General features: G+C 48.4%; 12 protein-coding genes. 3 read left to right on the top strand and 9 right to left on the bottom strand.

Annotation, left to right across the window (positions count from 1 at the left end; genetic code table 11):
* The first annotated feature begins 23 nt into the window (after positions 1-23).
* Positions 24-323 carry a hypothetical protein gene (locus ACJJI3_RS19255; RefSeq protein WP_444940610.1) on the top strand — a complete coding sequence of 100 codons (300 nt, stop codon included), beginning with the start codon at positions 24-26 and terminating at the stop codon, positions 321-323.
* A gap of 90 nt (positions 324-413) precedes the next feature.
* Here ACJJI3_RS19255 and ACJJI3_RS19250 read toward each other — a convergent pair whose 3' ends face one another.
* The 6 genes from ACJJI3_RS19250 to ACJJI3_RS19225 form a co-directional block, all read right to left on the bottom strand.
* Positions 414-1,925, bottom strand: coding sequence for a tryptophan halogenase family protein (locus ACJJI3_RS19250; protein WP_444940609.1), 1,512 nt, complete (start codon positions 1,923-1,925; stop codon positions 414-416).
* A gap of 136 nt (positions 1,926-2,061) precedes the next feature.
* Complete coding sequence (locus ACJJI3_RS19245; protein WP_444940608.1) at positions 2,062-4,926, bottom strand: TonB-dependent receptor; 2,865 nt, start codon at positions 4,924-4,926, stop codon at positions 2,062-2,064.
* Between the two features lie 170 nt (positions 4,927-5,096).
* On the bottom strand, positions 5,097-6,059 hold the full coding sequence (glk, locus tag ACJJI3_RS19240) for a glucokinase (RefSeq protein ID WP_282931051.1): 963 nt from the start codon (positions 6,057-6,059) through the stop codon (positions 5,097-5,099).
* Between the two features lie 191 nt (positions 6,060-6,250).
* Positions 6,251-6,559, bottom strand: coding sequence for a DUF1272 domain-containing protein (locus ACJJI3_RS19235; protein WP_282931050.1), 309 nt, complete (start codon positions 6,557-6,559; stop codon positions 6,251-6,253).
* A 329-nt stretch (positions 6,560-6,888) separates the two neighbouring features.
* Positions 6,889-7,200 (bottom strand): cupin domain-containing protein, encoded by a 312-nt coding sequence (locus ACJJI3_RS19230; protein WP_444911629.1) that lies wholly within the window; start codon positions 7,198-7,200, stop codon positions 6,889-6,891.
* Positions 7,201-7,260: 60 nt separating this feature from the next.
* On the bottom strand, positions 7,261-7,557 hold the full coding sequence (locus ACJJI3_RS19225; protein WP_444937121.1) for a hypothetical protein: 297 nt from the start codon (positions 7,555-7,557) through the stop codon (positions 7,261-7,263).
* Positions 7,558-7,910: 353 nt separating this feature from the next.
* On the opposite strand from ACJJI3_RS19225, the gene ACJJI3_RS19220 reads away from it, so the two are divergent.
* The gene (locus ACJJI3_RS19220; protein ID WP_444937120.1) at positions 7,911-8,504 is read left to right on the top strand and encodes a TetR/AcrR family transcriptional regulator; all 594 of its coding nucleotides are present in this window, start codon (positions 7,911-7,913) and stop codon (positions 8,502-8,504) included.
* A gap of 68 nt (positions 8,505-8,572) precedes the next feature.
* On the opposite strand, the gene ACJJI3_RS19215 is transcribed toward ACJJI3_RS19220, so the two are convergent.
* From ACJJI3_RS19215 to ACJJI3_RS19205, 3 genes are read right to left on the bottom strand one after another with little or no spacing between them, the layout of a single operon-like run.
* A complete protein-coding gene (locus tag ACJJI3_RS19215) occupies positions 8,573-9,757 on the bottom strand; it encodes a hypothetical protein (RefSeq protein WP_444937119.1) in 1,185 nt (394 codons plus the stop codon).
* Between the two features lie 11 nt (positions 9,758-9,768).
* A complete protein-coding gene (locus ACJJI3_RS19210; RefSeq protein WP_413663521.1) occupies positions 9,769-10,584 on the bottom strand; it encodes an outer membrane lipoprotein-sorting protein in 816 nt (271 codons plus the stop codon).
* A complete protein-coding gene (locus ACJJI3_RS19205) occupies positions 10,565-12,922 on the bottom strand; it encodes an efflux RND transporter permease subunit (protein ID WP_444940607.1) in 2,358 nt (785 codons plus the stop codon). The genes ACJJI3_RS19210 and ACJJI3_RS19205 overlap by 20 nt, the downstream gene beginning before the upstream one ends.
* An 896-nt stretch (positions 12,923-13,818) precedes the next feature.
* Here ACJJI3_RS19205 and ACJJI3_RS19200 point away from each other — a divergent pair.
* Complete coding sequence (locus ACJJI3_RS19200; RefSeq protein WP_413663523.1) at positions 13,819-15,120, top strand: M20 family metallopeptidase; 1,302 nt, start codon at positions 13,819-13,821, stop codon at positions 15,118-15,120.
* The last annotated feature ends 8 nt before the right edge of the window (positions 15,121-15,128 follow it).

Here is a 15,128-nt window from a genome sequence, read left to right as displayed (position 1 = left end):
TCCGTTACCGCAGGATAAATACTATGAAAAAGTTCATTCTAATAGCGTTTGCATTGAGCTTCTCCCTGTTTGTGCAAGCAGAGGAGATTGTAACCGGCACCTTGGAAGAAATTATCTCTGAAGATTTTGAAACGGGAAAATCCGAGCGTAAGTTTTCCCTGAAAGATGAGCAGACTGGCCACTACTTTTTCCTGGATGCCGATGAGGCCAAGCTCAAAGGTATGAAATCTGGAGATCGGGTTAAAATTCGTGGTGAGCGTGGAGAAAAGCACACACTACGCATAAAAGAATCAGAGAAAATAGAAGTAAAGGATAGCGAGTAGTCATTTATTAATTAAAAACGATTTACCGCCCTATCTGATTAAAATGGAATAGTGCTCAGAGATAACCCGAGCACTATTCCACACTTTCTTCTACCTCACCCTTAATTGATTTAACTGATCCATGTGCGGCATAAAGTTCAGAGCACAGCGGCGGTTAAAATCCTTGATATCTTCCAGTTTATATTTGTGTGCAAACTCATTACCTGGACGCAACTGTTCTTGTCCCGGGTAAATCCCCTTGCCAGTCAACAGGCAATTCCAGGATACATTCGGGAAATAGACATCCAGCTTTTGATCCAGTAGTTCATCAGTAATATTCTTGCCTGCCATCCAGGACATCAAGATTGAACGCAGGGAGGGAGATATCTTTTCATTAGTGCCATTGGCAATCCAATAGTCCGTATCTGTTCTCGAACTAATACGGTAGTGACAGACGATATAGTCCCGAACCGCATCAAAACGAGCGCTGATACGATTATTAAAGTCATCCCTATATGTATCAGTATGATCACCATTGTTATAGGCCTCTATAAAGCGCACCACGGTTTCCTGAACCATATCAAGCGCCGTTGCCTCCAAAGGCTCAATAAAGCCTTGCGAGAGCCCCACCGCCAGGCAATTCTTGGCCCAGTGTTGGGCGACCCGTCCCACCTTGAATTTTAATCTACGCGCCTCGACATCACTGTCCAACAACCCCAAGTGAGCGCGAAATTCCGTTTCTGCCTTGTCATCGTCAACAAAGCGAGAGCTGTAAACATATCCGTTGCCATTGCGATTAGTCAGGGGGATTTTCCAGGCCCAGCCATATTTCATCGCAGTAGAAATAGTGTGCGGTGCATACTCCCTTTCCTGGTCTGTAGCAAATACAACCGCAGAATCGTTAAACAGACTCTCAGCGCTACTAATGAAAGGAACCTTCAGGGATTGTTGTATAAGACTTCCACGGAAGCCGGAACTGTCCACATACAGATCCGCTTTGAGCACCTCACCGTCAGTGGTTTTCAGGTGATCTATATTCCCCTGTGCATCGAGCATGGCGCCAGCCACTGTCGCCACCTTATATCGAACGCCTTTTTTTTCGGCAACACGACGCAGGAACTGGCCCAATAAACCAGAATCAAAATGGTAGCCATAGGCAATTTCAAAAGGGAAGTTTTCCGGCGCGACCGGGGATAATTTTTGTCGGATCATCTCTGTGGCCAGAAAGAAGTGGTTCGGGTGCCCCTCCAGGTCAACGCCTTTCCTGCGCAGATAACTATTATGAAAAAATGCCGGGATAGTAAATTGGTCAGGCTGGCCGACAAAGGGGTGAACATACTCGGTAAAGCCCGGTTTGACGGACCAATCCCTAAAGGTAATTCCCACTTTGTAAGTAGCGTTACAATCAGGCATCCACTCTGATTCGCTAACCCCTATAGCCTCCATAAAACCTTTCAATGGCGGAGTTGATCCCTCCCCCACACCGATAATTCCAATATCCGGAGATTCCACCAGGGTGATTTCAAACCCTTTATTCTGCCAATGGGTCGCCATCAGATTGGCGGTTATCCAGCCAGCGGTACCCCCGCCAAGAATAATTATTTTTTTACATTGATTGCTCATGGCGACTCTCAAAAATTCGGCACCGCACTTATTTTCGGGCCATTTGACATTTCAAAAAAAAAACCGCCCGGCAAGCGTAGCTCAGCGGGCGGTCTCTTATCACATCTTCCGTTTACACCGAAAGAATCAGCGATACTTAGTAGCTATAGTTCAAGCCGAGGTAGAACTGACGTCCAAACTCAGTGTATTCACCGAGGACGCCATCTACTCCGTATGATTTCACATCAGCCTCATCCGTAAGATTGTTCGCTGAGAAAATCACATCGATACCATTATCAAATGCGTAGGATATCTGTGCATCGACAGTGGTATAGGCTTGCGCTTCCACTGGTGTGGAGCTACCTGGTACCGGCATATTCAGGATAAATTCATCCCGATAGCGAACATTGACGTGGGAGCTGAAATTACCAATATCCCAGAATACTGTAGTGCTCCAGACATTTTCAGAGAGGCCCGGCAACGGCAGGTTTTCACCATAGAGGTTACCGCCACTCACTTCGGTTTCACTCTCAGTATATGAATAGCTGGCGGTCATACCCAAGCCAGCCCAAATACCTGGCAGCTGATCAAAGGTTTTGGTACCCGCAAGCTCGATGCCTCGAATATAACCACCCTTGTCGTTGTTCACGTAAGTCTCAAAAGCGCCGGCTTCCAGACCAACGGGAATTTCAATACCCAGGGAATCAAACAGCGCCGTCCGATCTGCCTGGCTGTCCAGGTAGATATACTGCTTTTCTACCAGGCTTTCGATATCTTTCCAGAAAATGGCTGCAGTTACCGCGCCGCCATCTTCGAAATAGTGCTCATAAGCCAGGTCAAACTGGTTTGCACGGAAAGGATCGAGGTAGGGAGACCCCTTGGTCCAAACGTTGTACTCCGTAGCGCCATCGTTGTTAACACTGTTCCAGGAGCCAGCGCCGCCCTTCAGCTGCCCAACTGGCGGACGGCCCATCACTTTAGCTGCAGCAAAGCGAATGTAGTCCTGCTCGGTCAGCTCAAAGTTCAAGTTAAGGGAAGGCAGGGTATCTGTGTATTCGGGGCCGTACTCAACATAGTCGTAGCTATCTGAAGTTACACCCACGTCATCAGTAATTTCGATACCATTGCCAGCACCCACATTTTGGATACCGCTGGACTTCACATCGGTTTCAACAACCCGCACACCGAAATTACCAGTTACTGGAATACTACCCAACTGGGTTTCGATATTGGCCATCAGGTAGTAGGCAAAAACTTCCTCTTTCACAGCACCGGACTCAACGAAAGTCCAGTCCTGGCTAAATACCTTTTTACCTTCGTAATTACCGGCACCAAAAATACTGGAAGCCAGGGCATCCATATCGTTGACTACGAATTGTGGTATCCCATTGGTAGATTCAATGCTGACATAGCCGTCCAGTAGTTGCGGCTCACAATCGATGTCGGACAGGTTATCCGCGCAGTAGTCATTGAATTGACCATCGCGGCTACCGTACAGGAAAGCACCACGCTCAGAATCGAAAGTACGCTCAGAGACACGGAATCCAGTCTCTATAGAGGCAATGGCTCGCCACTCCAAGTCAAACTTGTAATCGAACTTGAAGGCTTCAACCTTATCGGTGTACTCGTGGGGGTACTCTTCGTAGCGCGACAAACGCATGGTATCCAGATCGGTGAAATCTACACCGGAGAAAACGCCTGAGGGAATACCATCACCATTAAGGGAATAGGCAAAGCTCTGCCCAGCAGCTTCTTCCCAGGTCTCTAAGTTCCCATTGTCATCGTAGGTCAGGTCGTAAGCGTGCATGGATACAATCTGATCCTTGCGCGTCTTGGTGCCCTTACTATAGGAGTAGTCAACGGCCAGGGTATGGCGGTCACCAAAATTCCACTCCAGGTTCAGGCCAATACTATCGCTGTCCGCCTGAGTGGATTGATCCTCAGAGCGGGATTCAAACCAGGGGCTGGAATCGTAAACAGTTTTTGGATCGGTAATAATTACCGTTCCATCGGTAACCACTCCACCGTTTACTTCCGTATCGGAAAGGGTATACATGTCTGTATTGGCCAGCCCACCAACCGTAATACCGTGGCGAGTATCCACACGCTCAAAGTCAGATTTGAAGTAATCCAACTGGGCCTTGAAACCATCGGTAGGCTCAAAAACGACGCTAGCCAGGTAACCATTGCGGGTATCGGTACCATCACCTGACTGCCATTGGAATGCGCGCGGCAAAGCATCTGCGCTGCCGTCACCATCGTAATCGCTTGCCGGCGGTTCATAACCGATCTGGGCGTCTGCACCCGTGCGGGACTTTACAAAGCTATTCGGCTGCTCAAGGTGGGAATAACCCAGGGCGACGCCCACCTTGTCATCCATAAATTTACCCATGTACGACAGCGTGACACGCTCACCGAACTCGTCGGCACCGACGTCGTCTGCTGCATCGTTAAACGACATACGCACATTGGCATTAAAGTTGTGTTCTTTCTCGGCGTCGAGAGGATTGGCTGTTTTCAGCTCTACAGAGCCCGCTACACCACCTTCGATATGAGAGGCTTTCGGAGTCTTGTAGACCGCGGCCTGATTAATCAGCTCAGCTGGGTACTGGTCAAAAGATATCCAGCGAGTACTTTCGGTATAACCACTGGTAGAGGCCTGCTCACGACCATTCAGGGTGGTCTGCAGGAAGTCGCCGTTCATACCGCGGATATTTAGCTGTGAGGACTGACCGTTGGATCGCACGGTGGTTACGCCGGGCAGACGGCCCAGGGCATCAGCGATTGATTGGTCGGGAAGAGATGACAGAGCGCCCGCATCTACCACATCGGCCACAACATCGGCGGCGCGCTTGGCTTCAACGGAGTCCAAAACGCTGGTGCGAATACCGGTAACTGTTACTTCTTCCAGTGTTTCCTGCTCCTGCGCATAGGCCCCAACCGAGGTGGACACGGAGGCCGCGATGGCAGCAGATAGCAAAGTGGGTCTGAGCGCCCCTTTACCTTTATTGGATAGACTCATCATCTTCTCCCTGGACTTATCGTTATGTTGAGACCCTGCATCCTAGGGCGGCCCCTAATCCATAACATCCTCCCCCGAGGGGGGAGGAGACGGGAAAAAGTGTGAGATCAATCACAGGTGTAATTTAATACACGTTTGTCAGGCCGTAACCCAACAAAAGTACCGGGCAATTACCCCTCAAGCTGTACTGCAGCGCCAATCAAGGCCTGATAACCCGCATTCAACGCGTATACCGGAACGGCCTCCATCCATTGAGCGACACGCCCTTTCGTCAGGAAACGCTGCTCAAACTCGCTCTCAGGTAGCAATTCAGCGATCCTGGGCAGTATACCACCACCCAAAAATACCCCGCCACGCGCGCCCATATACAAAGCCGCATCCCCGGCCGCACTGCCGAGAAAATTGAGGAAATCTATCAGAGCTTCACGGCACAGCGGATCTGAACCTTCAAGGCCACGGGCGCTGATATCGGGGGGCGTCAGGTCCTCAGCAATCTCTCCGTTCAGCTCGCAAACTGCGCGATAGAGATTAACCAGCCCATTGCCCGACAAAACCCATTCGTTGAAAACGGGTAGCTGGGTTTTCATCAGAATTTGCAGCAACTGCAATTCACGCTCAGTGGAGACTGTCAGGTTGGCATGCCCACCCTCTCCCGCCAGCACATGGTATCGGCCATCGGCTTCAGCCAGTCCGGCAACACCGAGGCCGGTTCCGGGACCTAGCACCGCCATAGGGGCACCTGCCTGCCGGGGAGTATCACGCAGTACCTGGTAATCTGATTCGGCCAGACGGGGCAAAGACTGAGCCAAGGCGGCAAAATCATTAATCAGCTCTAGGTGGGGAAAGCTAAACTCTTGTGCCAGCTCCCCGGCGTCAATAGTCCAGCCCAGATTAGTCATATAAACCTTTCCACCAGTTGGGGTCATCTCCAGCGGACCGGCTGCTGCAATACACGCCTTTTCCGGGCGCGGCTGGTTTAACCCATCGAGCCAGTGCTGTAATGCTGCATCAAATCCCTCGAAGCGTTGGCAATCAACGACTTTGAGTTCTTCCAGCTGATAACCCTCTGCTACAGGCTTGGCGATGGCAAATCGGGCGTTGGTCCCACCGATATCCGCTACGATACTCGTCATAGTTATCCTTCTAACTTCCCCCTAAAAAAGGCGATATAACTTAAGGCGTCAGACAAAATATTGCCAGCCCCAAAGCTTACTACAGAGGACAACTCACCCTATAAAGAAACCGCATAACCCCATACATAACCCAGATAAGCTCGATAAACCTCGCAACAGAAAACCAAACTGCAACTTTCAGTCACTTTATTTTAGCGATCAGCGGGGGGGATATTTTTCACGCTATCGGTAAACGAGCAGATTTCATCTTTACTAAATCGAGTATTGACTCGCTTCTGTGAGGCCGGTTGATAGCTAATACCCACACCGCTACGCCGCGCAACCTGGGGTCGAATAGGGCGGGGGCAAAAATTACCGCCACAGTTAGGGCAGACGTTACTGAGTAATGTCTCGACGCAGGGCTGGCAGAAAGTACATTCGTAAGTACATATCATCGCCTCTTCCGAGTTTGGCGGTAGATCTTTATCGCAATTCTCACAGTTCGGCCTTAACTCCAGCATCCCAGTTCCCTCCTTGTTCGCTAAATAATTTTTTGAAGTTTATTAGTCTTAATTTCTCGCTCAACCTCCCTACACAAAGGAAGTTATCCCAACAGAAAATAACTACATAAAATCTGTATAAGCTTTATATATGGAAGATTAAATAGCTTTTTATATTAACGACTTACTCTCTCCAATAGTGGTATTAAAATGACAGTAAATCGACAAATTCCGACATGATCCACTGTTACAAAATCAACATTGCAAAATGCTTATCCAAACCATCAAATTGATGACTATCTCTCGATAAGATAACCACATTAATTAATTTCTAAGAAAGGAAAACCAACTTAGACACTTCCCTCAGATTCCACAACCAGAATGCGAGCCTCACCAACAGGATGAGCTACATGTTCCGTGCCCTCAGAAGCGTGGAATATATCACCAGGTCCAAGAAGTTCCGATTCGGTTCTACCTGCCACTTTGTAAAACATTTCTACATGACCATCGAGAACAGCGAAGACTTCCTGGCCATCATTGATATGCCAAATATAAGGTTTATTAGTCCAATGCAGTTTAGTGGTAATCCCGTTCATATTTGCGATAAGTTGCGATTCCCAGGGCTTACTACCGGTAAAATCTCTGCTACGCACTATTTTCATAATGTTTATTCCAATATCGCTTTATAAAATTTCCGGAACCACCATTTAGAGAGTCGGTAACTATAAGGCGGGTTCTTCAGGCGCAGGTGTAGTCATAACACCATTTTCATCAGCCTTTTTTTCTGCCAGCTCATCAACTCGCCTCACCCCAAAAGTCACCGTTGGTGGAATCCCCATCCCCAGATCGATGTCCGCAACACGATAATTGCATCCCCTGGCTTTAAGAATGGCATTCACCTTCTCCTGCTTCTCAACCGCTTTGATAACGGTATTGGCTATTACTTCATCACTGCTAAAAGCGGTTACGGACTCATTGACCCTTTCACCGAGTTCCTTGGCTTTATCAAAAATACCCATAATTTACTATTCCATCTCTATTCATTCGCGGCCGAAATCATAGGTTAAATATCTATTTTTAGGAACCGCAAGCAGGTAGCCCTGACTCCACCTCGGGGTCACAGCAAGCAAAGGTTAAGACGAGCTGGTCACTTGAAGCAGAGACTTTGAGCAACCACTTAAAAGGGGCTCATTAGTCAGCACCAGGCCTTTGTACAAAATAATCTGACCACCTATTCATGAACCGGCAAATCCGCTGGATTATTCATGCCAAAACCTATTTTCCCCCTATAATTTCGAGACTCTCCCGCTCTCGTCTTGCCCACCCCAGATTGATGTGTCACTATCATTTTTTTGAGGTTTGGTAACGATAAATGAGTGGGCGCAAGCAGTTCGATGAGTCACAAGTACTAGACAAGGCCATGCGCGTTTTCTGGGAAAAAGGCTACAAAGCAACTTCCTTGTCGGATCTTGAATCGGCCATGGGACTGAATAAATCCAGTATCTACAACACCTTCCAAAGCAAGGAAGGGTTGTATGGCCGCTGTCTGGAACATTTCCACACCCAATACGCCTGCGATGCTATGGATACCTTGAATCACCCGGACTTCCGCACAGCCATGGGCGGCTTCCTGGAAATGCTTCAGTCAGGTATGGAGAGCTCTGAAACTCCAGAAGGCTGTATCGCTACTATGGCAGCTATGGAGGTGGGTGCCAGTGAAGGATTTCTCGCTGACCTGGTAGCCAAGGGTACCAATGATATGCTGAACCGGATCGAAACCCGTATGCAGAAGGCTATTAACGATGGCCAATTGCAAGCCGGTGTCGATTGTGCCGCCCTCGCCGCGATGGTTATGGCGGTAAGCCGAGGCGTAGTGGCCCTGAATAAAGGCACGGGCAGTACCACAGCAGGCAAAAACAGTTACCAACAGCTATCCACAATTCTGGACCAGTATACACTTCCCTAAAAAAGCCCACCCCAAAACTTCTTGCCTCTTTGGGGTGGGAATGGGGGTATTCCTGTGAGAATTAACTTTTAGAAATAGCGACGTAATTCCAACTGAAAATAGTCGTCGTTGCGCAAATTGTAGGTAGGGTCTTCTTCATCGGCATTACCGAAAAAACGCGCTTCCGCTTCCATTAACCAGCGGTCATTTAGTCGGTGGGTCAGTTCCAGATTGGAAAAACGACTACCGTTATCCAAATCGGTACTTACGGCAAATAAAAGCTCCGTATCCTGCGTATTATTTAGAGCGTATCGCGCACCTATCGCAATGTCATTTTGACTGGTCGTAGACCAAGGTCCGGTACGATCATCAAATTGATACTCCATTAATACCCCAAGATCTGAGACCGTTTCGCCAATACCATAAAATGTATATTCGAAACCGCCGACAGCCGCTGTCTGGCGACCTTCACCGCGAGGTTTAAATGAAATAGCTTCAAACTTCCACAACCAATCTCCACGGGTAGTTTGGATGTCCACACCCGTCTGATCGATCTGTGCATAGTAAGGCGCAAGCAAGCCATCTTCCGTAAGCAATAATAATGGATCCCGATTAGTGCCGGAAAAATGGCTGAGGCCCAGGTCCCAATCTCCAAGTACATGGCTGTAACGCAAGGCCCAATCTATGTGCTTTTCCTCCCGGTCAGATTGATAGACCGCAGCATCCTCATCCACCGGCAGCGGAGCACGTAATCGCCCTTCCCGGCCAGCAAACTGACGCTCACGAAAACCCAGTAAACCGTACACCTCCAGTGTTCCCCAATCACGCTCCATCAGGAGGTTAATCATGGGTTGGCCAAGCTTGTCTTCACCATCGATATTTTCCAACGCATCATCCTGGTTAATCACATCCACCAAGTGCACGGTTTCAGTAACTCCCCAAAATACTTTGCGCACCCCGGCATAAAGCTCGAAACTATCGTAAGCTTTCCACCAGTAAAGCTCGCCGAGATCCGCGTGATTGCGATCGCTATCCTCACTGTCCCAGCGCCCAAAGACACTGGCCACAACACGCTGGTTTCCATCGTCAAAATCTCGGTAGTACTCGAGATTTAAAGACGCAGAAAGACCGGCATCACTTTGTGCTGAATCCAAAGGGTCTGCGGTGAATGCGCGGGCCTCCAGGCCCGCATAACCGCTCAACTCATTTGCTCCAGCCATATGACTCAACGCCGCCAATAGTGGCAACAAAGTGAGTATTTTTCGGTTAACCATGGGCGCAATCCCTATTTCGCCCTGGAGAGACTATTTTTGGTGAAGTCGCGATCGGTAAAACCATTGCCAAATACCCAGTCGCCGTACAACAACTCTGTGGATTTACCAGTCTGGTGATTAACCATTTCCATTTTATTGGCTCGCCAGTATTGATCGCCGTACTGGTTGTAGTCGGAAATCGTGAGGGTCTTCATCAGGTCCCCTTTTCGGTCATAATAGTCGGTTCTCCATGCGCGGTACTCCTCTGTATCAACCCAAAGGTGTTGAATGGAATAACCGGATTTAGGATCAACCGGGTCCAACTCCAGAACAAAGTGATCGCGGCCATCGAAAGACTCGTTGCGCAAATATTTATAGGTGTATTTCTCCACCTCCTGTGAGGCGATATCTTCATAGGAGAATTCACTACCCATAAATGGTCCAGACTTGTTACTGGAGGAAATACGCTTTACTCGCTTTAAAGCAGGCAAATAGAGCCACTGGTCATCGGAGCCCACTTTATGAGTAAAGGACAAAAATGCTGTGCCCTTTACATCCCGAGGGTTGTCAAAAATCACCAGGGATTTATCTCCGTCATTTTCCTGCTCCAGAGTTTTGGTGCGCATAGCCCGCACACTCTCCTCACCATATTTATTGCGCAGGGTCATTGTTAGGCTGTTGCTGAGATCGCCGAATCCCAAGTCGCGGCGGTCCGCCTCCTTGGCAATTTCCAGACCTTTTTCTGCGGCCAGATCCAGTTCACTGGCAGAAACAGATAAAGCTGCCAGAGCCAGGGCACCTGCTAGGGCCCGTGTCAAAAACGGTTTATTAGAGCGGCTGGGTTGCATAGTTTTGCTCCTTATTTTCAATAGGGGTGATAGCGGGGTCGTACGCCTTGGCATCGAGCTTCATCAAGAGAATCGGAAGAAGCAGGAAATCCGCCAGCAAGGCCATCAAAATGCAAATTGCGGTCAGAAGTGCCATGGAAGAATTCATACCGAAGGAGGACTGGGCCAACACCATAAATCCGGCAATCAGAATGACTGAGGTCACAACTATCGCTACACCCACTGAAGAGAAGGCGTAACGCAGTCCGTCCTCCACGTTATAGCCTGCACGGCGCTGGCGCAGGTATTTACTGAGGAAGTGCACTGTGTCATCTACCACAATACCCAGTGCCATACCGGTCACCATAGTGACAGCCACATTGACTTCAGCTACCAGTGCACCCCAGAGGCCAAATGCCAGGCCGGCCGGCAACAAGTTGGGAATTAAGCTTAAGAAACCGAGTTTGACACTGCGCAGGGCAATACCAATCAGTGCAGAAATTAACACCAGCGCAACCAGAGTGCCCACCAACATGCCCTCCATATTGCGCTCGGCAATATTGGCAAACATGATCGCCGGACCTACACCATAGGCAGTTACACCAATGTTTTTCTCCAGCCAATTACTGCCGGCATCCGCTACCGATTTGAGTTCTTTCGACTTGAGGTTATCGAGAGTCACAATAATCTGCGTCGACGACTTAGCCACATTCAGCTGATTATTTAAATCCAAGCCGTAGGGAAGAGACAGCTCGTACAGTAATAAATACTGGGCTGCCAATTCCTGCTCTTCAGGCAACCTGTAGTAGGCCGGATCGTCAGCATGCAGATTTTTGTTCAAGCGCTTGAAAGTATCGCCAATGGTATTGACATGGCGCACCCCGGGCTGGGCCTGCATCCACTCAGTGAAACGCTCCAGATTGGCAAGAAACTCCGGATTGCTAACACCATTGTTGTCACCGGATTCGATCGAGTAAATCAGCTGGTAAATACCGGAGAGGTTGTCATTGATATAATCTGAATCGGTTCGGAACTCCACAGATTCATCAAAGTAACCAACAAAGTCATCATTAATCTCATTGTTTGGAATCATTGCCAGTAATCCCAACGAGACAATGACTCCCGCCAGTAGCATCGGGCGCTGACGGCGAATCACAAAATCTCCCAGAGTATCCATGGAGCGTCCAATTTTGGATTCACTGGCGCGACTCTTGGCTGGCAGTATCGCCATCAATGCAGGCAGTAAGGTAACCGATAAGAAGAAAGCCACCATCACACCCATCGCGGTAATATTACCCAGATCGTGGAAGGGAGGCGCATCGGAAAAGTTCATCGACAAAAAGCCAATGGCGGTAGTGATCGAAGTTAAGAACACGGGCCCCATGTTGAGCTGCAAGCTCTCTTTAATTGCATCGTGCTTGCTGAGTCCACGGCGCATTGCAGCAAATAGACTCACCAATATATGTATCGAGTCCGCCACTGCGAGAGTCATAATAATGGTGGGCGCAGAAGCGGAGGGCGGTGTCAATTTAACACCTATAAAACCGGCCAAACCCATGCCTGCGGCCATGGAGAAGACGATAACCAACAGCGCTGCAAAAGTCGCACTGAAGCTCCGCACCAATAAAAATACAACTGCAATAATCACAAGGTACATGAGCGGAACTAAGGTGCTCATATCTGACTGAGAGGCTTCAAAAAATGCATTACTCAGTAAAATAATACCGGTCGCATAGACCTCTACATCGTATTTTGCCTCAATCTCTTCCATCAATGCCTGTGCAGCTTCAGCCGCTTCAGGGGTTTCATGCATGGATTTTTGTGGAAGCTGGAAGGTGATATTTATCCCTGTAACGGAGCCATCACTATTTACCAGGCGCTCCTTCAAAGTGGGATCTGCCAGCGCTACAGCCTTGATAGAAGCCAGGGTTTCTGCATCTAAACTGCTGGCATTTTCCACCAAGTCCTGTACCAGAAGGTCATCTTCTTCAGCAATGGTGTGCTGGAAGTTAGTGATTGAATCCACCCGCAGCGCATAGGGTAACAACCAGGATTTCTCGGTCATCTCCTCTACGGCTGCCAGGGCATCATTGGAAAAGGCATTGCCATATTTTGGCACTACCGCAAACAGAATATTGTCATTCTTAGTGTAAGTGCGCTGGATTTGCTCATAAGCTTGTAGTTGAGGATTAGCTTCACTAAAGAATGCCCGGTAATCATTGTTGAAACCCAGGAATCTTGCTCCGCTTACCGCAAAGAAGGCTAACAGTAGTGCGCCAATGGCTACCAGCCATCGATATCGAATAAGCCAATCCGCATAACGGCTGACCCAATTCGAAGGTAATTGGGGGGATGACATGAAATCAGCTCCTTCAAACAACTTGATAGAAAAATAATTAATCAACAACCTAAGCAAATGGGTATTTACTTACGGCCACAGAATCCCGTAATAGCCAATATAAGATCAGCTACAAAATTTGATAAAAAGGCACACTAATGCCATCAGCCAAACCGTATATATTGCCGAGACATCAATAAAAAATTATCGCTTTTGGCGCTATAAGAACCACTTCTTTGTAATTAATGGTAGCCAACTATCAGGCAAAGCTTATCTTTCCCCAACACAGGGGCGACCACCAGAGAGCCGTAGAGTTAAGAGAATACCTAATTTAAAATATCGTAAATCTAACAATAAATATAATAATTATTAATATATGCCTAAGACAGGCAGATATATTAGTAACCTGCCAATTATTATCACTATAAATTAACTCGTTAATTATCCTCTAAGAAATAATTAGGGGCTCGACAAGTTAAACATCTCTAATTGTTTCCAACCATTACTTTAATCACGTATTTAGGCCCAAAGTGATTGGTCAGCAATACCAATAGCCTTGGACACCGTAGCTACTTCTGGGCATTCCATTGCGCCCACTAAAACAGCAGTACAACAGCCTGCCCAACCTATGACCAACCTATGACCAACCTATGACCAACCTATGACCAACCTATGACCAACCAGTATCAATTTCTGTATCACCCAGTCTCGTGAAAACCTTGAGAACCTCCTGCAGCCCTCATTGTTCTGTGGTTATAGCTCTTTCCACAATCTATACAGAACATCTTGAACCGTTCGGTTCATCATGTCAACAGCGGAAATTCAAAATATATAAAGGCAAGACAGCTTGAGGGAGTCGGCTGCGCAAGATCTGAGTTAAAATCGGGCGACGATAATGAGAATGAAGGAATTGTGCTGTGAAAAAACTACTCCTGCCCATCGCAATCGGTGCATCGCTGCTGGCTACTCATGCCTTTGCAAGCGATCCTAAGCCTCAGCAATTGCTGGAAAATACTGAATCCAAAGTGATCGAGTGGCGTCGCCACCTGCACCAGAACCCAGAACTGGGCAATCGCGAATTTGAAACAGCCAAATATATTGAAAAACACTTACGTGCACTGGGCCTTGAAGTTGAAACAGGTATCGCCCATACCGGCCTTGTGGGCTTTTTGAGAGGCGGCAAACCGGGACCAACTGTTGCCTTGCGCGCGGACATGGACGCTCTGCCAGTCACCGAGAGAACCGATGTGCCCTTCGCTTCCAAAGCGAGAACCACTTACCAAGGTAAAGATGTTGGCGTTATGCATGCCTGTGGCCACGATACCCATGTGGCCATGCTGATGGGCACTGCCGAGGTCCTGGCAGGCCTTCGCGATGAGCTGGCTGGAAACGTCTTGTTTATATTCCAGCCCGCAGAAGAAGGCGCACCGGACAATGAAGAAGGTGGCGCGGAGTTGATGCTCAAAGAAGGGATCTTCAAGAAGTACAAGCCGGACGTGGCCTTTGGCCAGCATGTCACTTCATCACTACCCACCGGCGTCATCGGCTATCGCTCGGGCCCGCTTATGGCCGCTGCCGATGAATTCCGTATTACCATCAATGGCCGCCAAACCCATGGCTCACGCCCCTGGGGTGGAGTGGACCCTATTGTCGCCGCCGCACAAGTCGTAATGGGCACCCAAGCCATTGTCAGCCGCCAGATCGACATCACCAAAGAGCCCGCAGTCGTTTCCTTCGGACGTATTGACGGTGGTGTCCGTAACAATATCATTCCCGATAGTGTCTATCTGAATGGCACCATCCGTAATTTTGATATGGATAACCGTGCAGAAATTTTCAAACGCTTAAAAACCACTGCGGAGTTAATTGCTGAAAGCTCCGGTGCAAGCGCAGATGTGGAGATTCTGGAGGGCTATCCGGTAACGATAAATAATGCGGAGCTGACAGAAATGGCCCTGCCTATTCTGAGATCTGCTGTCGGCGACAAGAATGTTGTAGAAGTACCCAAAATCACGGGGGCAGAAGATTTCTCCTACTACGCCAATGAGGTCCCTGGCTTTTTCTACTTCCTGGGAGTAACTCCTAGGGATCAGGATGCTAGCCAAGCTCCAAGCAATCACTCACCGCTTTTCTATGTGGATGAGGACGCTTTGCGTAAGGGTACTGAAGCGCTGACCCTGTTAACTTTGGATTATATGGCGAACTATAAAAAACAGTAATTGTAAAG

It is taken from the genome of Microbulbifer maximicatervae (SeqCode), from assembly GCF_052466985.1.
Note: the sequence above shows the minus strand (reverse complement) of the source record. Positions and strands in the feature narration are given on the sequence as shown.

Bases quoted from the DNA above. Each gene is read 5' to 3' on its own strand.
- ACJJI3_RS19220 (WP_444937120.1), top strand. From the start codon at position 7,911: ATGAGTGGGCGCAAGCAGTTCGATGAGTCACAAGTACTAGACAAGGCC.
- ACJJI3_RS19255 (WP_444940610.1), top strand. From the start codon at position 24: ATGAAAAAGTTCATTCTAATAGCGTTTGCATTGAGCTTCTCCCTGTTT.
- ACJJI3_RS19245 (WP_444940608.1), bottom strand. From the start codon at position 4,926: ATGAGTCTATCCAATAAAGGTAAAGGGGCGCTCAGACCCACTTTGCTA.
- ACJJI3_RS19205 (WP_444940607.1), bottom strand. From the start codon at position 12,922: ATGTCATCCCCCCAATTACCTTCGAATTGGGTCAGCCGTTATGCGGAT.
- ACJJI3_RS19225 (WP_444937121.1), bottom strand. From the start codon at position 7,557: ATGGGTATTTTTGATAAAGCCAAGGAACTCGGTGAAAGGGTCAATGAG.
- ACJJI3_RS19210 (WP_413663521.1), bottom strand. From the start codon at position 10,584: ATGCAACCCAGCCGCTCTAATAAACCGTTTTTGACACGGGCCCTAGCA.
- glk (WP_282931051.1), bottom strand. From the start codon at position 6,059: ATGACGAGTATCGTAGCGGATATCGGTGGGACCAACGCCCGATTTGCC.
- ACJJI3_RS19215 (WP_444937119.1), bottom strand. From the start codon at position 9,757: ATGGTTAACCGAAAAATACTCACTTTGTTGCCACTATTGGCGGCGTTG.
- ACJJI3_RS19235 (WP_282931050.1), bottom strand. From the start codon at position 6,559: ATGCTGGAGTTAAGGCCGAACTGTGAGAATTGCGATAAAGATCTACCG.
- ACJJI3_RS19230 (WP_444911629.1), bottom strand. From the start codon at position 7,200: ATGAAAATAGTGCGTAGCAGAGATTTTACCGGTAGTAAGCCCTGGGAA.
- ACJJI3_RS19250 (WP_444940609.1), bottom strand. From the start codon at position 1,925: ATGAGCAATCAATGTAAAAAAATAATTATTCTTGGCGGGGGTACCGCT.